Genomic DNA, 18,288 nt, shown 5'->3' with positions numbered 1-18,288 from the left:
CCAAAGTCAACTATTGTTGGGGTAGCTAACGGTGAACAGCGATCGGAACCGGCCCGTTGTACGGGGTATGACTCGTGAGCACCGACGCCCGGCCCGTGACGACGAGGCCCAGGCGAGCGAGCCGGTACCGTCGGGGGCGCCCGCCTCCCCGGCCTGGCACGCCGACACCGGCCGGTACCGCCGGCTCGGCTCCGCCCTCAACTGGGTGGGGGACCGCATCGCTGTGGTCGGCGCGGACCCGGCAGGCGTGGTCGCCGCCGTGGCGGCCGGCCTCCCGGCCGAGCCCGGGGTCGTGACGGTGCTCAGTCGACTCGTCGACCACGACGACTGGTCGGTGGTGGAGACGGTGCTGCCGATCGCGGTCCCGCCGGGCAGCCGGGCCCGGGTCGCGGTAGCGGGCGCGGCCGAGAAGGACCTGATCGCCCGGCTCGCCCGCGAGCTGACCGCCACCATCGACGCCCCCCGGGCGGACCTGGTACTGGTGCCCGGGGGCTCGCTGTTCGCCCCCGACGGCTGGCTGCGGCACACCCCGGACGGGGTGACCAGCGAGGCCGGCCGCCGCTCGCCGCAACCGGACTGGGAGAGCGATCTGGACGGGCTCTGCGTCGAGGGCGCCGGAGCGGACGAACTGGTGCTGCTGCCCGTACCGGCGGGGCTGTGGGCCTTCCCGCACCGGGCCGGCGCGCCGACCCCGCAGCACGACGACCCGGCGTACAGCATCCCGATGGACCTCACACGGCCGGTGCTGGTGATCGGCCGACCCGGTCACCCGGAGCCGACGGTGCAGGCGATCGGCGCGCTGCTGCGCCGGCTCCCGCCGGGACTGCGCCCGCACCTGGTGCTGGCGCCGTACGGGTCGGCCACCGCCACCCTCGTCGCGGGCACGGCCCTGGCCCGCGAGGCCGGGCACCCGGTGCAGATCCGCACCGGCCTGCCCGCGCTCACCCCCGACGGGCTGCAGAGCAGCCTGGTCATCGACCACTCGGGTGCCGTCTGGGCGTCCCTGGGCACCGCCCTCACGCTCGCACCGACCGGCCCGGCCCGGCCCACCGGAGCGGTGCGCGGCCTCGACGGGTACCCGATGGTCGCCGAGCACGTGTTCCGGCTCACCGAGCACTGGGTGGCCGAGGTGACGCAGTCCGGCCTCTGGGTGCGGCCGCCGGGGGACGAGACCGGGGCACAGGTGGTCCGGGCACACCGCTGGATGTTCGGCCGGCTGCGGATCTTCGTCGGGGCGCCCGGCCAGCCTCCCGGGCACGAGGTGTTGCCGGTGCTCGGGGCGCTGCTGGCCCGGATGCCGACCCCGACCCGTCGCCGGGTCGAACTGCTGCCCGCCCAGTTCGCCGTCGCCGCCGGTGCCGGTGACGACCTGTCGTCGGACCCGACCACCGCCGAGGCACCGGCGGTCCAGGGCGCGACGGTGCTGCACCAGACGCCCGCCGGCACCGGGTCCGCGCCGCAGCGACCCGCGACGCTGCCCGCCGCCGGGTCGACGCCGCCGGCCGCCCGGACCGGTATGCCGGCCGGGCCGGCCCGCCCGCCGGTGCCGGTGGCCGGGCCCACCGGGCCGGCGGCGAACCCGACCCCGGCCTCCGGGGGCACCGGCACGCCCGCCGGCCCGCCGGCCCGCCGGCAACCACCCACCCCGGTCGCGACGGGCAGACCGGCGCCCGCGGCCGTCGAGCCGCACCGGGCTGCCGGCTCTCCGGTGGAAGACGACCCGCTCGTGCGGCCCGCTGCTCCAGGCCCGACGAGCCCGTCACGGCCGGTCACCAGCGCGGACCCCCGCCCGGACGCGCAGTCGGGGACCGGCACCGACCCGCAGGCCGAGACCGCGCTGGTCCGCACCACGGCGGCGTCGTCCACGCCGGACAAGCCCACGACGGGCGCGCAGGTGGTGCCCACCGGGACCCCGATCGGGTCGATCACCATGGGCTCCGACGAGACCCCGGGCCGACCGATCATCGGACACCGGCGGCGGTCCCGCCGCCGGGTCACCCCGGTCCTGGCGGCCACCGCCGTGCTGGCGGTCGCCACCGCCAGCGGGTACGCGCTGAACCTGACCTCGCCGGGCCCGGGCGGGGACGCCCCGTCGGTCGGGGTCGGGGCCTCCCAGGATGCGCCGGTCGACCCGATGCTGCCGCCGGCGCTGCCGGGCGTACCCGGGCCCGACGGTGTCGTGCCGAGCAGCGGGGCACCCGTCCCGGCCGCCGCCACCCTCAGTGCCGGCGCCACCCCCGGGGCCGGCGCCAGCCCGGAGCCCAGCACCAGCGCGGCCGGGTCCGCCCCGGCCCCGGCACCGGCCCCGGACGGGGGCGAACGGCCCCCCGCAGCCGGCGGCGGGGTCCTACCCCCCGGCGCACCCACCGCCCCCACCGCCCCCACCGGCAAGGCCAGTCCGAAGCCGGCACCGGCCCAGCCGTCCACGATGCCCGGACGGGTCAACTCCGCCGGCCGTAACCTGGCCCTGAGCGGCAGCGCCAGCGCCTCCAGCGTCGAGGTCAACGCCGTCTGGGACGCCCGCTACGCCATCGACGGCAACACCGACAGCCGGTGGAGCAGCTCCTTCGGGTCGGACCCGCAGTGGCTCGCCGTCGACCTCGGCGAGCTCTGGCAGGTGACCGAGGTCCGGCTGCTGTGGGAGCGGGCGTACGCCACGGCGTACCGGGTCGAGGTCTCCACCGACGGACGCAACTGGCAGGTCGTCTACCAGACCGGCAGCGGCTCCGGCGGCACGGTCCGGATCGACGTGCCCCGCACCCCGGCCCGCTACGTGCGGATGGTCGGCACCGCCCGGGTCATGCAGGGCTACGGGTACTCACTGCACGAGTTCGAGGTCCGCTGACCGGTGGTCGTCGCCCGGAGCGGGGCACGGGCCCCGCTCCGGACGACGACGGCCGGGCGTGTCGACGGGTGTCGCCGGTCAGCCGGCGGCCTGGAAGGCGCGGCCCACCACGGTCGGGTCGGTGGCGCTGCGGAACAGCCCGGTGCGGTCCCGGTCGGTGGCCGGCAGCCCGAACCAGGCGTACCGGTGCACATAGGAGGTGTCGCCCAGCATCTTGGTCGCACCGGTGAGGAACGCGGCCTGCTGTGCCTGGGTGGGGAACCGGGCCTGCCCGCCGGCGAAGTCGATGAGCGCGAACTCGGTCAGCCAGATCGGCAGTCGGTACCGGGCGTACACGTCGGCCAGGTACCGCTGCAGCTGTCCGACCGCCCGCTCGGTGACGAAGTCGCCGCCGTACCAGTGCAGGGCGATGAAGTCGACCCGGTGGCCGCGCGCCTTCGCGCCGGACATGAAGCGGTCCAGCCAGCCGCCCGGGTCGGCCCCACCCCAGGCGACGGCCGGGCTGCCCAGCCGACTACCGGTGGCCATCAGCCGGGGCCACAGGTCCAGCGCCTGTTCCACGCTCATGTTGGACTGTTCGGCCAGGTCCGGTTCGTTGAAACCGAGCAGGTACGGCCCGGACCGGCGGGCCTCGGCCAGCGCCTTGTCGGTCACGCTGCCGGGCCCCCAGATCATCGGCACGAACTCGACACCGGCGGGTGGGGCGATGCCCTCGTGACCGCTGCTCCAGGTGTAGTACCACTTCGCCCCCGACGCCGCGAGGGCCTTCTCGGCCCCGTCGAAACGCCAGGCGGCCACCCCCTTCTTGGCGCTGGTGAACCGGGGCGCGGGCGGCGGGTCGGAGCGGCGTACCGACGGTGGTGGCGCGACGGTACGCGGTACCGGTGCGGCGGTGGTGGGCAGTCGGGACGGACTGGCCGAGGTGGTGGGCGAGGCGGTGGCGACCGGGGTTTCGGCCGGGGCGTCGGTCGGGTCGGTGGTCGACACCGGACCCGGGACCTCCCGGACCTCGAACGGCGGGGCCGCGCCGAGCGTCGTGGCGGCCGGGGCCGGTTCGGTGGGCCGGGCGGCGGCCAGCAGGCCGCCGCCCAGCAGGCCACCGCCCAGCAGGACCGACGTGACCGCCGCGGCGGTCAGGGCCAGTCGAGCCCAGGGTCGGTTGATGAGGCTGTTCTCCATGCCTGCATGACGGACGGGACGGGGGAACCGTTCAAGGTCTTTCCCGCCGGCCGGGTCCGGGCCTGGGCCCCCCTGGGCCGTTGGACTCACGCCCGCCCGGACACCGGTTGGCTAGCGTCCGTCCCGAACGCAGGTGGATCATCCAGGAGAGGACGGCTGCGGTGGACAGCGAGGGATGCCCGGATGTCCGGGCGGCAAGCGACACCGACGCGCAGCGGGAACGCCGGATGCGGGCGGTCTTCTCGGCCAACGCCCGGCCGCTGTACTACTTCCTTCTGAAGTTGACCCACGGCCAGCGTGAACTGGCCGAGGACCTGGTGCAGGAGACGATGCTGCGGGCCTGGCGTCGGCTGCCGGAGCTGCCCGAGGATCCGGAGCTGATCCGCCGGTGGTTGTTCGTCGCGGCCCGCTACGTGGCCATCGACGTGGCCCGGGCCCGTTCCGTGCGGCCGGCGGAGGTGTACGGGATGGACGTCAGGTGCGCCCCCGCCCCCGCCGGCGAGTTCGACGAGCTGCTCGACCGGTTCACCCTGGCCGACGCGCTGCGCAAGCTCAGCCCCGAACACCGCACCGTCCTGGTCGAGCTGTACTACGGTGACGCCTCGACGGCCGAGGCGGCCGCCCGGATCGGCATTCCGGCCGGCACCGTACGCTCGCGCTCGTTCTACGCCCTGCGGGCCGCCCGCAACATCCTGGGCGACGTCGAGGCCCTGGCCTGCTGACCCGAGCCCCGACCCGAGGTCGGCCGGGTGGTTCACCGCGCGGCACCGGCGTTGGACGGGTTACGCAGCGACCAGCTCGCGGCGGCCACCGCCACCGGCGAGAGCCAGCCCAGCCCGCTGGCCACCGCGCGGACCGCGCCCAGTACGTCGGCGGGCTCGAACTGGCCGTACACCAGACAGCCGCGGATGGGCCGGCACAGCATCGCCGTGATGGTGGGCCGGTCGGTCGACCCGGTCAGCACGATCACCCGGGACCGCCGGGCCAGGGCCCGCACCAGGTCGGTGCCCTCCGGGGTGGTCACCCGGTCGTCGAGCAGGGTCACCGTGGGGCGCAGCCGGTGTGCCAGCCGTACCGCCTCCCGGCCGTCGCGGGCCAGGCCGAGGACCCGTACCCGCTCACCGGCGTCGAGCACGGTGCGCAGGGCGGTCTGCTCGGACCCGCCGGGGTGCACGATCAGCGCGCTGATCGTGCGGGGCCGGCCGGTGGTGCGGCCGTCGATGTCTCCCGTCGCTGCGGCCGTCGCTGTGTCGCTCATCCAGGTGCCATCCACTCGGCGTCTCGGGCGGGCGGTGCCCGCCGCCCATACAACGATGCCGAGCGCCACCGCGTTCAACCGGCGGCCCGATTTCTCTGCCGACTGCCCGGCCTACTGCCGACCGGTCCACCGGACGACCGCCTCGGTGCGGTTACTGGCCTGGAGTTTGGTGAAGATGTGGTTGAGGTGGTTCTTGACCGTCTTCTCGGTCAGCAGCAGCCGACGGGCGATCGCGGCATTGGAGTGCCCGGCGCAGAGCAGCGTCATGACGTCCTGCTCGCGCGGGGTCAGACCGAAACCCTGCTGGGTACGGCGTTGCTGCTCCTGGCGGTGGACCCCGGCCCGGTCCCGGTCGGCCTGCTCGCGCAGCAGCGCGATGGTGACCGAGGCGCTGCGTGGCGACAACCAGCCCTGGCCGGCGGCGACCGACCGGATCGCGCGCAGCAGTTCCGCCGGGTCGAACTCGCCGTGCACCAGGTAGCCACGGGCCCCGCCGCGCAGCATGGCGGCGATCACCTCGTCGGCGGAGTCGCTGGTCAGCACCAGTACGGCGGCGCGTTCGGCGAGCGTACCGACGACGCTGAGCCCGTCGGCGATGGGCATCCGGTAGTCCAGCAGGATCACGTCCGGCTGCAACCGTTGGGCGGTGGTCACCGCCGTCCGGCCGTCGGCTGCCTCCCCGACGACCCGGACGTCCTCGGCACTGGCCAGATAGCCCTGCAGGGCCATCCGGACGATCGGGTTGTCGTCGACGATCATGACGTCGATCACCGGTGCACCACCATCCCGGACGAAACGTCTCCGACCTGCGCGGGGTCGGGCAGCCGAACCCGCGCCACCACCGCACTGCCCCGACCGGGGCTGGATTCGACGCGCAGCGTACCGCCGACCGCGTGGGCCCGTTCGGTCATGCCGACCACGCCGAAACTGCCTGCCGTGGAAAGTGTGGTCAGCTCGTCGGGCACCACGAAACCGCGGCCGTCGTCGCGTACGGTCAGCACCGCGTGCCCGTCGCGCCGTTCCAGGCGGACCCACACCTCGCGGGCGTGGGCGTGCCGGGCCACGTTCTCCAGCGCCTCGTGCAGGATCTGCGCCAGCTCGTACCGGACGGCCACCGGTGGCTCGACGGGCGCGACCTCGGCCCGGACCGGCACCCGGGTCCGTTGCGACCAGTCCCGGCACATCTGCCGGACGTGCTCGGCGAACGGCCGGTCCAAGGCGTCCCGGCGCAGCCCGGCCAGCAGGTCGCGGGCCTCCCGGATCGCGGTGTCGGCGCCCACGGAGACCGTGCTGGCGAGCTGTTCGGCCAGGTCGGGCTGGCGGCGCAGCAGGCTGGGCAGGGCCACCGCGGCGAACGACACCCCGCGCAACGTCTTGGCCACCGAGTCGTGCAGCTCCCGGGCCAGCCGGGCCCGTTCGGAGGCCGCCGCCGACTGCTGGGCGCTGGTCACCACCGCCACGGACACGTCGATGTAACGGGCCAGGGTGGCGGTCACGACGGCGGCCCCGATGCCGCAGACCACGAAGATCATCGGGAAGGCCAGCACGAACGGCGCGACGGTGGAGGTGGCCGCTCCGGTGCCGGCGGCCTGCAGCAACCTCGTCGCCACGGCCAGGCCGAGCCCCGCGTTGACGATCCACAGCAGTAACCCGTGGTTGCCCAGCAACGCCCCACTGAGTGCGGCGTAGCCGGCGGCGTAGCAGAAGTACGCGAGGCCGCCGTCGGTGAGCACCAGGACACCGATCATCAGGACGGCGTCGACGGCCAGCACGCACAGCCGCCAGCGGATCACGGCCGGCCATCGCCCCAGCACGGTGACCTGGGCGACCGTGATGACGGTGACCACCGCGAGGGTGACCACGGTCCACCAGGGATCGTCGACCAGCCGGAAGCCGATGCCGACGGCGGCGTAGGTGAGCACGAGTCGGCCGAGCAACATGGCCCGGCACAGCGCGGCGTAGGCGACGAATCGACTCATCGGGGCCAGGTCAGCTGATGGTGATCTTGTCGATGTCGGGCGGTGGCCCGGTGTCGTTGAAGAAGGTCAGGCTGGTCCGTCCGGCCGGCAGCTCGGCATCGTACCGGAAGGTGCGGGGGACGTCCCAACCGGCACCGGAGACGGCGTGGGTGGTGGGCGCGGCGTCGTTCACGGAGATCTTCAGCTGGCGGTCACCGTCGGTCTGGTAGGTGACGGCGATGGTCCGCCCCCCGGCGGTGGGGTTGGTGAAGTTCACCGTCAGCGTGCCGAGGTAGCGGACCCGGGCCCCGCCGTCGCAGCTGGGGCAGCTGGCCACCTTGGCGCCGCCGCCGAGCACGTTGCCGGGGTCCTCGGCCTGCACGGTGATCGACCGCGACGACGGGGTCGGCCCGGACGTGCGGGTCGGCGTGGGACGGGGAGCCTCGGACCGACCCTCATCCGGCGCCGCCGGCCGGCCTGGCGTGGCCGTCGGCGCGGTCGGGCGCGGGTCCGGGCGGGCCGAGCCGGTGGACTCCGGTGCCGGTGCCCCGGTTTCCGGGACGACACCCGGGGCGCCGTCGGGGACGTACCCGGTCGTCGGAGACTCCGTCCCGGCGGGCGCGGTCTGACCCAGCGGTCGCTCCGGCGGTTGCTCGACGGCCGGGGAGAGCTGCGGCGGGATCACGATGGCAGCCAGCACGATCCCACCGGCCAGGGCGCTGATGCCCACCCAGTGCGGTAGCCGGAGCGACCGGATGGGATCCGGCGGACCGGCGAGCATGCGTGGCACGGGGTCGGCGGTATCGAACACCGTTCTGCTGGGCACCACTCGACTCCCCGTGGTATGAGCCACTCGATTTCCCGTGGGTCTAGCGCGACGAACCGGTAGGACGATTCATCTCACGGTACACCGAATCACCGCTGTCACCGACCTCCACCCAGGGCTCTGACGTGCTGCAACGCGGCACACGCAGAGCGTGTCGAAGTGGGCGTCGAACGTTGCCCGGATGACCGGAACCTGCCCGGTTCGCGCCCGGTTCCGCCGCGGTGGACCTGGGCCGTCGACCGCGTCGCCCTGGGCCCTTCGCCTCATTCGCCGCGCGGTCGGGCGTGGTTAGCGTACGCCGGCGTCCAGAACCGACAACCGCTCTCTCGGAGGCTCCATGGGAACCCGGATCTCACCATCGTCCGGCCCGCCGCGCCGCGTACGCCTGCGATACGCCCTGGTGGGGGCCGCTCTCGCCGTGACCGTGGGAGTGGCCTCCTGGACCGCGGTCGGCCCGTTGCGGCTCACCGGCAGTCAGCAGGCCGCGTCGTCGCAGGACGCGCCGGCAGCCGTGACCGAACCGGCACACGAGCACTCCTCGGCGCCCGCCGCCCCGGCCGGACCCGAGCCGACGCAGTCCGCCGCGAAGAAGTCGCCGACCCGGTCGGCCAGCCCGAGCAGCAGCTCCCACCAGGGCAACCACCCGAAGCCCGTGCCCGGCGACTACGTGCTGGCCGAGAACCCGGTCACCGGGGTGACCCCCTCCACCAAGACCCCGCCGCGCAAGGCGCACCGCGAGTTCCAGGCGAACTGCTCGGTCAGCCACCGCCGGGACGACGACCCGATCGTCTTCTTCAACAAGCCGGGCGCCTCGCACAACCACACCTTCATGGGCAACACCACGACGAAGGCGAACAGCACCACCGAGTCGCTGCTGGCCGGCTCGACGCTGTGCCGGGTCCCCGGTGACCGCTCCGGTTACTGGATGCCCACGGTGTTCGACGGCGACCGGGCCATCGAGCCGACCGGCCCGCAGGTCATCTACTACAAGAGCGGGGTACGCGACTACACAAGCGTACGGCCGTTCCCGGTGGGCCTGCGCTACCTGGTGGGCAGCCCGACGACCACCGCCGAGCAGTTCGCCAAGGCCCCCGGTTACCAGAAGGGCTGGGAGTGCGGCGACAGCTACGACAACGTCGACTTCCCCGCCACCTGCCGCTCCGGCAGCCAGCTGAACATCCGGATGCAGGCGCCGAGCTGCTGGGACGGCAAGCACCTGGACACCCCCGACCACATCAGCCACATCGTGTACCCGGTCGACGGCGTGTGCCCGAAGACGCACCCGGTCGCGGTGCCGATGCTCGAGTTCAAGATGGCCTTCCCGGTCAGCGGCGACATGTCGAAGGTCAGACTGGCCAGCGGGCGGGGCTTCACCTTCCACTACGACTTCTACAACGCCTGGGACGCGCCGACCCTGAACGCGTTGGTCACCCACTGCATCAACGCCGGCCGGCAGTGTGACGCCCGGGGCTACTCGCAGTTCGAGCCCGAGGCCGGGGCCGCCCTGGACGAGCACTACCAGGTCCCGGGCAGCCGTAAGGTGCTGGACCGCGGCGGGTGGACCGCCACCGCCTCCGGCGTGAGCCGGGGCAGCGAGCCGGCGAAGATGCTCGACGGCGACCCGCGTTCCCGCTTCACCAGCGGCACCCCGATGGTCGACGGCCAGTCCGTCACCGTGGACATGCGTTCCGCCCGGTCGGTCAGCGGCATCTCACTGCTGTCCAACGGCTCCGACTACGCCCGCCGCTACCAGGTGTACCTGTCCAACGACGGCTCCAACTGGGGATCGCCGGTGGCCAGTGGGCCGGGCGCGGAGACGATCGCCGCGGACTTCGCGCCACGCAACGCCCGTTACATCCGGGTGGTCCAGACCGGATCGGCCAGCAACTGGTGGTCGGTCGCCGAGTTCGTCGCCTTCACCCGCTGACCACGCCCGACCAGGGCGGACGCCCGGCACCGGTCTCGTCGCTTGCGACGGACCGGTGCCGGGCGGCCGTCCCCGCCGGCTCCGGTATCCGCCTGCTCAGCTCGCCGTGCAGGACAACGACGGTACGCCGGTGGCGCCGCTCGACGATCCCAGGAGGCCGAAGGTCGTGCTACCGCCGGCACCTATCGAACCGTTGTAACCGACGTTGCGGGCGGTGACCGTCGATCCGCTGGTGGTCACCGTGGCGTTCCACGCCTGCGTCACCTGCTGTCCGTTCGCGAGCGTCCAGGTCACCGTCCAACCGCTGATCGCCGAGTTGCCGGCGGTCACCCGCACCTCGGCCTGGAAGCCGCCCTGCCACTGGCCGGTAGCCGTGTAGGACGCCGAACAGGACCGCCCGTTCGGCGGCGGGGTCGTCGGCGGCCGGGTGGTCGGCGGGGTGGTGGTCGGTGGCGTGGTGGTCGGCGGGGTGGTCGGGGTGGTACCGCCGACGGCGCTGATGATGGCGTCGATGATGCCCTGCTGGGTGACCGTGACGCTGCTGCGGTTGAACAGCCCGAACCCGTACGCCCCGTTCCAGCCGTTGTCCCAGTAGGCGGTGGCCGCGCCGTACTTCTTGGCGGTGGACACCAGGGTGCGTGCGTAGTCGGCGCGGTACCTGTTGTTCGTCGAGTCGGCCGAGGTCTTGTCGACCGAACCGTACTCACCGACGAACACCGGGTATCCACGCGAGACGAAGGTGTCGCGCATCTTCTTCAGTTGTGCGTCCATGTGGTCCTGCTGTCCCCAGGTCGACTTCCGGGCCGGATTGGTGGCGGCCGGTCCCCACTGCGTGATGGTGCCGTTCTCCTCGCCGGCGAAGTCCCAGGGGTCGTAGTAGTGCACGGAGATCATGAGCCGCTGCTCGTTGGCGGGAATGGACGGCGACCGGTACTGGTCGGTCGGCAGCACGAAGCCGTAGTTGCCCGCGGTGTAGTCGATGTTGGTGTTCCAGCCGGCGATGAGCAGCCAGCGCGAGGCGTTGTTCCCGCCGGACCGGCGGACCGTGTCCACGAAGATCTGGTTGTAGGCGTTGATGTTCGAGTAGCACGGCTGGGTGGGGTTGCCGTACTGTCCGTCGAACTCCTCGTTCATGGCCTCGAAGATGAGGCGCTCGCTGTAGTTCTGGAACCTGGTCGCGATCTGCTGCCAGACCTTCTGGTACTTGTCCCGGATCGTCGTCTGGTTCGACGAGTCGCAGATCAACCACGAGCCGGTGACGGTCTTGAAGCCGTCACCGTGCATGTTGATCAGCACATACAGGCCGCGACCGTGGGCGTAGTCGACGACTTGCTGGATCCGGTTCAGCCAGGCGGAGTTGATCGTGTAGTTCGGGGCGGACCCGATGTGTCCCAGGTAGGAGACCGGGATGCGGATCGTCTTGAACCCCGCCGCCCGCACCCGGTCGATGAAGGCCTGCGTCACGACCGGGTTACCCCATGCCGTTTCGCTGGGGATCCCGTTGATGTTGGCCTCCAGGGTGTTCCCCAGATTCCAGCCCGCCCCCATGTCGGCGACGAGTTGGGTGGCGTTCACCTGGGTCATGCTGTCGGCCGACGCGGAGCTCGTCATCACGACGGCGGATCCGGCCAGCGCCAGCACGCCGGAAAGTAAGCCGAGCTGGATCTTTCTGAGGGTGGATTTCACCGGTATCTCCCGTCTTCGAGCCAAACCGTCACGCTGGGTTGTCGAAGCGATTCAACGATGTTCGATTGCCCGTACGGACAGTCGATGGGCAGCCAAAGGATAGATGGACATGTATCGACGGGGCAAGGTTGCCGGCAGGGGGCAGCACCGGCCGGTGCGGCCGAGCGGCTAGGCTGACCGGGTGAGGTATGTGCCGGTCGAATCGCGGGGCACGAGCGCGGACGCCCGGGGGAGGGGCTGCTCGTGACGGTCCGGCGGATCGCCCTGGCCGCGCTCACCGCCCTGGTCGCCGTGGTGCTCACCGGTTGTGGTGACCGGTCGGTCACCGGCAGCACGCCGCCGGTGACCGGTGACGGCGGCGGGGCGGCGGTCACCGGCACGGTGACGGTCCTCGCCGCCGCCTCGCTGACCGAGACGTTCACCAGGCTCGGCCGGGACTTCGAGGCCGCCCACCCCGGCACCCGGGTCGTGCTCAACTTCGCCGGCAGTGCCGCCCTGGCCACCCAGATCAACCAGGGTGCGCCGGCCGACGTGTTCGCCTCCGCGGCGCCGGCCAACATGCGTACGGTGACCGAGGCCGGCAACGCTGCGGGCGCCGCGACGGTCTTCGTGCGCAACCAGCTGGTGATCGCGGTGCCGAAGGGCAACCCGGCCGGCGTGCGGGGCCTGGCCGACCTGGCCCGGACGGGGGTGAAGGTGGCGCTCTGCGCCGAGCAGGTGCCCTGTGGCGCCGCCGCGAGGACAGCCCTGGACGTGGCACGGGTGGCGCTGACCCCGGTGACCCTGGAGCGGGACGTCAAGGGCGCGCTGGCGAAGGTGACGCTCGGTGAGGTGGACGCGGCGCTGGTGTACCGCACCGACGCCAGGTCGGCGGCGGCCAAGGTCGAGGCGGTGGAGTTCCCCGAGTCCGCCGAAGCCGTCAACGACTACCCGATCGTCGTGCTCCGGCACGCCCCGAACCCCGCCGGCGCGCGGGCGTTCGTCGAACACGTGCGGTCGGACGAGGCGCTGAGGGTGCTCACCGACGCCGGTTTCCAGGCCCCGTAGGCAGTCGTACCGCCAGTGATGTCGATGGGGAACGGCACCGGGACGGTCCCCGCTGGGGGTGCCAGGTCGCGCCGTCGTGCCAGCCGCCAGCGGGTGCCGGTCGCGTTGCTGCTCCCCGCCTGCCTGGGGTTGCTGTTCCTGACGCTGCCGCTGCTGGGGTTGCTGCTGCGGACCCCGTGGACGACGCTGCCGCGCCGGCTGGCCGAGCCGGAGGTGCTGGCCGCGTTGCGGCTGTCGTTGCAGTCGGCCACCCTCGCCACGGTGGTCTGCCTGGTCCTCGGGGTCCCGCTTGCCTGGTTGCTGGCCCGGGTCGAGTTTCGCGGTCGGCGACTGGTCCGGGCCCTGGTCACCGTCCCGCTCGTGCTGCCGCCGGTGGTCGGCGGGGTGGCGTTGCTGCTCGTCTTCGGCCGGCAGGGGCTGGTCGGCGGCTGGCTGGACAGCACGTTCGGGATCACCCTGCCGTTCACCACCGCCGGTGTGGTCGTCGCCGAGGCGTTCGTGGCGATGCCGTTCCTGATCATCGCCGTGGAGGGTGCCCTGCGCGGTGCCGACAGCCGCTACGAGGAGGCCGCCGCCACCCTGGGCGCGGGCCGCTGGACCACCTTCACCCACGTGACCCTGCCGTTGGTGGCGCCGGGTGTCGCCGCCGGGGCGCTGCTCTGCTGGGCCCGTGCCCTGGGCGAGTTCGGCGCCACGATCACCTTCGCCGGCAACTATCCCGGCACCACCCAGACCATGCCCCTGGCGGTGTACCTCGCGCTGGAGACCGACCTGGACGCCGCGATCGTGCTGAGCCTGATCCTGTTGACCGTCTCCGTCGTCATCCTCGCCGGCCTGCGCGACCGCTGGATCACCACCCGATGACCGGCCTCGACACCGACCGCACCGGCACCGGGCCGGCCCTGCTGGACGGGCACCTCGTGGTGGACCGGGGCACCTTCCGCCTGGACGTACGACTGCGCATCGCCGCGGGGCAGGTGGTCGCGCTGCTCGGCCCCAACGGCGCCGGCAAGACCACCGCACTGCGGGCCCTGGCCGGTCTGCAACCGCTGGCCGGCGGACACGTCACCCTCGGCGGGGTCGACCTCGACCGGCCCGACCGGCGCCGGTTCGTCCCACCGGAGCGTCGCCCGATCGGCGTGGTGTTCCAGGACTACCTGCTCTTTCCGCACCTGAGCGCGCTGGACAACGTCGCCTTCGGTCCCCGCCGGCACGGTGCCGACCGGCGTACCGCCCGCGAGCAGGCGGCCGGTTGGCTCGCCCGGGTCGGGCTGGCCGAGCAGGCCCACCGTCGACCCCGCCAGCTCTCCGGTGGTCAGGCGCAGCGGGTCGCGTTGGCCCGCGCCCTGGCCGTACGACCGACGTTGCTGCTGCTCGACGAGCCGCTGGCCGCCCTCGACGCCCGCACCCGGCTCGACACCCGGGCCGAACTGCACAGGCATCTCCACGCGCACACCGGTGCCACCCTGCTGGTCACCCACGATCCGCTCGACGCGCTCGTGCTGGCCGACCGGCTGGTCATCGTCGAAGACGGCCAGGTGGTGCAGACCGGCGACGCCGCCACCGTCACCGCCCGGCCCCGCACCGACTACGTCGCCCGCCTGGTCGGACTCAACCTCTACCGGGGCCACGCCCACGGCCACACCGTCCAGCTCGGCGACGCCGGGCGGGAGACGTTCGCGCTCAGCGCGGTCGACCGGCTCGACGGCGACGCGTTCGTGGTGTTCCGACCCGCCGCGGTCGCGTTGCACCCGCACCGGCCCGACGGCAGCCCGCGTAACACCTGGTCGGCCACGGTCGTCGGGATCCAACGTCACGGCGACAACCTGCGGGTCCAGCTCGACGGACCGATCGCCGCCGTCGCCGACCTGACCCCGGCAGCCGCCGCGCACCTACGCCTGGCCCCGGGCCAGCAGGTGTGGGCGGCGGTCAAGGCGACCGACACGTACGCCTATCCGGCCACCGCGCCACCGGGCACCTGACCGGGACCGCCACCACCGTCCGACCGCTACGACCGGCCGCCGGGGCCGGGTCAGGCGGGGCCGGACGCGCCCTGGGACACGCAGTACACGTCGCCGGAGTTGGCCTCGTGCGGCAACGCGTCCAGGTACGCGGCCATCTCCCGCGCCGTCGCCCAGCGCTGGAGGACCAACGACTTGTCGTCACCCGTCGCGACGTCGAAACCGTCCACACCCAGCTCCGTCAACCGGTCCAGACACCGGTGGGCGACCGGGCGGGCGATCGTGGTGAACTCGAAGGAGAGGGCGGGCAGCGTACGGCTCAGGCCGGCCAGTACCTGGTCCTCGAAACCCTCCACGTCGATCTTGGCGAAGGTCGGCACACCGTACCGGTCGATCAGGGTGTCGACGGTGACGACCGGTACCTCGATCTCGGTGTCCCACACCTCGTCGGCCCACCCGCCCGCGCCCTCGGCGGCCCGGACGAAACCGGCCGAGACGGTCGACACGGTGGGGTTGGCGGAGTTGACGTGCAACCGCGCGGTGCCGGGTGCCGCCCCGCACGCGGCGTCGACAAGCGTCACCTGGTCGTCGTCGGCGTAGAGCGTCCGTAGCACCCGCAGGCAGGACGGCTGCGGTTCCAGGGCCACGACCCGGGCACCGAGGCGACGGAAGCAGGCGATGTGGTCGCCCACGTGTGAGCCGATGTCGAAGACGAGATCACCGGCGGCGACGAACCGGGAGTAGAAGGCGTCCATCCGGGCGTCCCGCGCGCGGTCGCCGTAGTAGACCTCCAGCGACCGGCTCAGCAGCGCCGTGGCGGGATCGTTCTTCAGTGCCGCGATCCTGCCGGCGAAGGTGTCGGTCAACTTGCTGTGTTCCGATCCGTGCGGTGGGTGGTCGGTGGTCGGGCTACGGGCCGAAGGCGGTCAGGAAGCGGTCCCGGAAGGCGTCCATCCGCCAGACCGGGGCCTGCGGGCCGGGCTTGAGTCCATCCTGCCAATCCCACCCGGAGATCCGGTCCATGACGGCCCGGTCCCGGGCGACGATCGTGATCGGTACGTCGTGACTGGGGTTGTCGCCGGTGACCACCGGGGCGGGCTGGTGGTCACCGAGGATGACCAGGACGAGGTCGTCGTCGCCGTAGGTCTTGACGTAGGAGATGAGCGCGCCAAGCGTGTACTCGACGGACTCCCGGTAGTCCGCCCGGATCCGGGCCAGTCCACGCCGCTCGTCGCCCTTGCCGTCCCCGGCGGTGCCCTTGAACACCGCGCCGCCGGCGTCGATGTCGGCCCAGTCGACAAGCGGCGGCACCGGCGTCCAGGGGGAGTGGCTGGACACCAGCGACAGCTCCGTCATCACCGGCGGCCCAGCCGGTCGGGCCTGCTCCAGCCGCCGCCAACTGGCAAGCGTGTACTGGTCGGGCATCGTGCCGAAGCTGAACTTCGGGCCCCGGTAGGCCAGCTTGTTGGCGTCGTAGAACCGCTCGTAGCCGTAGAAGGCCCCCTCCGGCCACGCCTTGGTGACCGCGGGCATCACCCCCACGGTCTGCCAGCCGGACCGCCGGAAGGCGTCCCCGAGGGTCATCCGGTCGGTGGTCAACAGGGTGCTGTGCCGCTGCTGGTTGTCGATCCAGAGCCCGGAGAGCAGGGTGGCGTGGGCCAGCCAGCTGCCGCCGCCGATCGTCGGCGAGGTGAGGAAGCCGCTGCGTGCGGTGAAACCGGCCGCGCCCAGCTCCCGGGTGCCGGTGTCCAGGAGCGCGCCGACCTGCGGGGCGAACTCGGGGTCCTCGACCGCGTCCCGGCCGTAGCTCTCCACGAAGGCGAAGACCACGTCCTTGCCGCGCAACGCGGTCAGGAGCTGGTCGCCGGGGGTGTCCCGGAACGGGTCGGCATCCAGTGCGGCGGAGAAGCTCTCCCGGTCGTCGGCGCTCTGCCGGATCTGGAAGGCGTGGCCGTTGGCCAGGGTGGTCGCGGAGGTGTCCGCGACCGGCACGCCCGGGGCCACCTGCACGCCGAACGCGGCGCACGCCACCCAGACCACCACCAGCGTCGCGACGGTCCGGGTGGTGCCGGTGTGGTGCCGGACCACCAGGCGGGTCAACCGCAGCATCGCCAGCGCGAGCAGGACCGGCAGCGCGATCGCCAGCAGCGCCAACGCGACCGCGATGCCGATCGCGGCGGGGCGGCCGTAGGACTCGGTGAGGTAACCGAAGGCCGGGCCGAAGAGCGTCCAGTCCAACGCCAGGTTGAACGCGCGGCTCCATGACGCGGAGAAGCCCAGGTCGAGCAGCTTCAGGATGCCCAGCAGCCCCAGGGCCACCCCGACGAGCACGGCGACCAGCCGGCGCGGGCGCGGCGGCAGGGCGAGCAGCACGGCGACGACCAGCAGCGCCTCCAGGGGCAGCCGGACGAAGGCCGCCGGGGTGAGCCGGCTGTAGTCGTGCGGCGCGGTGAGCACGAGCACCACCAGCAACCCGGCCAGGGCGGTCAGCACCGCCGCCGGCAGGGAGCGCCGGCCCGCGGTCCCGGCGTCGTGCTCGTCGGCCGGGGCCGCCGTCGGCTCGGCTGCCTCGTCCAGGCGCGCGTCGTCGGGTGCCGCCCGCCCGCCGTCGCCCGGCAGCCGACGTACCCGCGTCGAGAGTGACAACCTGCCCCGCCCTTTCGGAGAATCGTGGTGGCGCCGCGTCAGACCCGCACGACCCGGTCCCGGGCCGCGGCCCCGGCCGGACGTTCGTGCGCTGCCCGCGCGCCCCTGGGGCCGGCCACCAGGGTGCCCCGCCCCGCGGCAGGACGCCCGGTGTACCCGGGCCGCTCGAGCCGTCCGGTGCGCTCGGGCCGTGCGGTGTGTGCGGGAAGTTCCGCACGCTCGGGCAGCCCCGGACGCACCGCGCGCTCGGCAGGCCCGGATTGGACCCCGATGGCGGCGGGGTGGACCCGGCGGGTCGTCCACAACCACCGGACGTCCCGGCCGAACGACTCGACGAGCAGCCCCAGCGACACCAGCAGCACCACGAGCGTCAACACCGAACCCAGCACCTGCGCCATGGCCACCGTCAACAGCACCCCCTGGGCCGCCGCGACGACCTTACGCCAGTAGCGCGGCGGCAACGAACCCCGCATCCAGGGCAGTACCCAGCTCGCCGCGACGAAGAGGTAGCGCATCGCGCCGATCACGAGAACCCAGGGACCCGCCGACGGCGCGACCACGAGGCAGAGCACCAGTACCAGGAAGGAGTCGACCTCCATGTCGAACCGGGCACCCAGCGCGCTGCTGGTCCCGGTCCGTCGGGCGGTGTACCCGTCCACCGCGTCGAGCGCCAGCGCCACGGCGGTCAGGGCGACCATCGGCACGATCGGTGCCGGCCGGTCGAGGGAGTGCACCGCCAGGGCGGTCACTCCGCCGACCAGGATCGCCCGGCCCAACGTCACCCGGTCGGCGGGACTGAGCACCCGCACGCGCGCACCGGCCATACCCCGGTTGAGCAGGGCACAGAGGACGACCCCGTAGGCCAGCCCCGCCAGCCATCCCCAGGTGCTCAGGCCGACGGTCACGGTGAGCAGTGCCAACAGGGCAATCTGCACGACCAGTCCGATCGCGGGAC

15 protein-coding genes are annotated in these 18,288 nt (G+C 73.0%); 6 read left to right on the top strand and 9 right to left on the bottom strand.

What is annotated here, in order from left to right; genetic code table 11:
* Nucleotides 1-67 precede the first annotated feature (67 nt).
* On the top strand, nt 68-2,845 hold the full coding sequence (locus tag GA0070617_RS18320; protein WP_091439738.1) for a discoidin domain-containing protein: 2,778 nt from the start codon (nt 68-70) through the stop codon (nt 2,843-2,845).
* A gap of 78 nt (nt 2,846-2,923) precedes the next feature.
* Here the strand turns inward: GA0070617_RS18320 and GA0070617_RS18315 are convergent, their stop codons facing one another.
* On the bottom strand, nt 2,924-4,024 hold the full coding sequence (locus GA0070617_RS18315; RefSeq protein WP_175440576.1) for a glycoside hydrolase family protein: 1,101 nt from the start codon (nt 4,022-4,024) through the stop codon (nt 2,924-2,926).
* A gap of 161 nt (nt 4,025-4,185) precedes the next feature.
* Between GA0070617_RS18315 and GA0070617_RS18310 the strand changes: the two genes are divergently transcribed.
* Entirely contained in the window at nt 4,186-4,746 is a 561-nt protein-coding gene (locus tag GA0070617_RS18310; protein WP_139135707.1) for a sigma-70 family RNA polymerase sigma factor, read from the top strand.
* A gap of 32 nt (nt 4,747-4,778) precedes the next feature.
* On the opposite strand, the gene GA0070617_RS18305 is transcribed toward GA0070617_RS18310, so the two are convergent.
* From GA0070617_RS18305 to GA0070617_RS18290, 4 genes are all read right to left on the bottom strand, one after another.
* Nucleotides 4,779-5,282 carry a response regulator gene (locus GA0070617_RS18305; protein WP_139135706.1) on the bottom strand — a complete coding sequence of 168 codons (504 nt, stop codon included), beginning with the start codon at nt 5,280-5,282 and terminating at the stop codon, nt 4,779-4,781.
* Nucleotides 5,283-5,393: 111 nt separating this feature from the next.
* On the bottom strand, nt 5,394-6,053 hold the full coding sequence (locus tag GA0070617_RS18300) for a response regulator (RefSeq protein WP_217628838.1): 660 nt from the start codon (nt 6,051-6,053) through the stop codon (nt 5,394-5,396).
* The gene (locus GA0070617_RS18295; RefSeq protein ID WP_091439729.1) at nt 6,050-7,261 is read right to left on the bottom strand and encodes a sensor histidine kinase; all 1,212 of its coding nucleotides are present in this window, start codon (nt 7,259-7,261) and stop codon (nt 6,050-6,052) included. The genes GA0070617_RS18300 and GA0070617_RS18295 overlap by 4 nt, the downstream gene beginning before the upstream one ends.
* A 10-nt stretch (nt 7,262-7,271) precedes the next feature.
* Entirely contained in the window at nt 7,272-8,030 is a 759-nt protein-coding gene (locus tag GA0070617_RS18290) for a carbohydrate-binding protein (RefSeq protein ID WP_139135705.1), read from the bottom strand.
* Nucleotides 8,031-8,403: 373 nt separating this feature from the next.
* Between GA0070617_RS18290 and GA0070617_RS18285 the strand changes: the two genes are divergently transcribed.
* Entirely contained in the window at nt 8,404-9,993 is a 1,590-nt protein-coding gene (locus GA0070617_RS18285) for a DUF1996 domain-containing protein (RefSeq protein ID WP_091439722.1), read from the top strand.
* Between the two features lie 96 nt (nt 9,994-10,089).
* On the opposite strand, the gene GA0070617_RS18280 is transcribed toward GA0070617_RS18285, so the two are convergent.
* Nucleotides 10,090-11,679, bottom strand: coding sequence for a cellulase family glycosylhydrolase (locus GA0070617_RS18280; protein ID WP_229688603.1), 1,590 nt, complete (start codon nt 11,677-11,679; stop codon nt 10,090-10,092).
* A gap of 243 nt (nt 11,680-11,922) precedes the next feature.
* Between GA0070617_RS18280 and modA the strand changes: the two genes are divergently transcribed.
* Genes modA through GA0070617_RS18265 form a run of 3 tightly spaced genes read left to right on the top strand, consistent with a single transcriptional unit; the run spans nt 11,923 to nt 14,708 of the window.
* Nucleotides 11,923-12,726: a molybdate ABC transporter substrate-binding protein gene (gene modA / locus GA0070617_RS18275; RefSeq protein ID WP_091439718.1), complete on the top strand. Its 804-nt coding sequence runs from the start codon at nt 11,923-11,925 to the stop codon at nt 12,724-12,726.
* 18 nt (nt 12,727-12,744) lie between these two features.
* Complete coding sequence (locus GA0070617_RS18270) at nt 12,745-13,590, top strand: ABC transporter permease (protein WP_373868418.1); 846 nt, start codon at nt 12,745-12,747, stop codon at nt 13,588-13,590.
* The gene (locus GA0070617_RS18265) at nt 13,587-14,708 is read left to right on the top strand and encodes an ABC transporter ATP-binding protein (protein WP_091439711.1); all 1,122 of its coding nucleotides are present in this window, start codon (nt 13,587-13,589) and stop codon (nt 14,706-14,708) included. Before GA0070617_RS18270 ends, GA0070617_RS18265 begins: the two co-directional genes overlap by 4 nt.
* Nucleotides 14,709-14,758: 50 nt before the next feature.
* On the opposite strand, the gene GA0070617_RS18260 is transcribed toward GA0070617_RS18265, so the two are convergent.
* From GA0070617_RS18260 to GA0070617_RS18250, 3 genes are read right to left on the bottom strand one after another with little or no spacing between them, the layout of a single operon-like run.
* Nucleotides 14,759-15,553 carry an FkbM family methyltransferase gene (locus GA0070617_RS18260; RefSeq protein WP_229688604.1) on the bottom strand — a complete coding sequence of 265 codons (795 nt, stop codon included), beginning with the start codon at nt 15,551-15,553 and terminating at the stop codon, nt 14,759-14,761.
* A 43-nt stretch (nt 15,554-15,596) separates the two neighbouring features.
* A complete protein-coding gene (locus tag GA0070617_RS18255; RefSeq protein ID WP_091439708.1) occupies nt 15,597-17,333 on the bottom strand; it encodes an alkaline phosphatase family protein in 1,737 nt (578 codons plus the stop codon).
* A gap of 38 nt (nt 17,334-17,371) precedes the next feature.
* Entirely contained in the window at nt 17,372-18,268 is an 897-nt protein-coding gene (locus GA0070617_RS18250; protein ID WP_373868419.1) for a CDP-alcohol phosphatidyltransferase family protein, read from the bottom strand.
* Between the last annotated feature and the right edge of the window lie 20 nt (nt 18,269-18,288).

This window comes from Micromonospora yangpuensis (genome assembly GCF_900091615.1).
In the GTDB taxonomy this organism is placed as follows: Bacteria; Actinomycetota; Actinomycetes; order Mycobacteriales; family Micromonosporaceae; genus Micromonospora; species Micromonospora yangpuensis.
Note: the sequence above shows the minus strand (reverse complement) of the source record. Positions and strands in the feature narration are given on the sequence as shown.

What these genes read in the sequence shown, in the direction of transcription:
- GA0070617_RS18320 (WP_091439738.1), top strand. Translation starts at nt 68, where the DNA reads ATGACTCGTGAGCACCGACGCCCGGCCCGTGACGACGAGGCCCAGGCG.
- GA0070617_RS18315 (WP_175440576.1), bottom strand. Translation starts at nt 4,024, where the DNA reads ATGGAGAACAGCCTCATCAACCGACCCTGGGCTCGACTGGCCCTGACC.
- GA0070617_RS18305 (WP_139135706.1), bottom strand. Translation starts at nt 5,282, where the DNA reads ATGAGCGACACAGCGACGGCCGCAGCGACGGGAGACATCGACGGCCGC.
- GA0070617_RS18295 (WP_091439729.1), bottom strand. Translation starts at nt 7,261, where the DNA reads ATGAGTCGATTCGTCGCCTACGCCGCGCTGTGCCGGGCCATGTTGCTC.
- GA0070617_RS18285 (WP_091439722.1), top strand. Translation starts at nt 8,404, where the DNA reads ATGGGAACCCGGATCTCACCATCGTCCGGCCCGCCGCGCCGCGTACGC.
- GA0070617_RS18270 (WP_373868418.1), top strand. Translation starts at nt 12,745, where the DNA reads ATGTCGATGGGGAACGGCACCGGGACGGTCCCCGCTGGGGGTGCCAGG.
- GA0070617_RS18265 (WP_091439711.1), top strand. Translation starts at nt 13,587, where the DNA reads ATGACCGGCCTCGACACCGACCGCACCGGCACCGGGCCGGCCCTGCTG.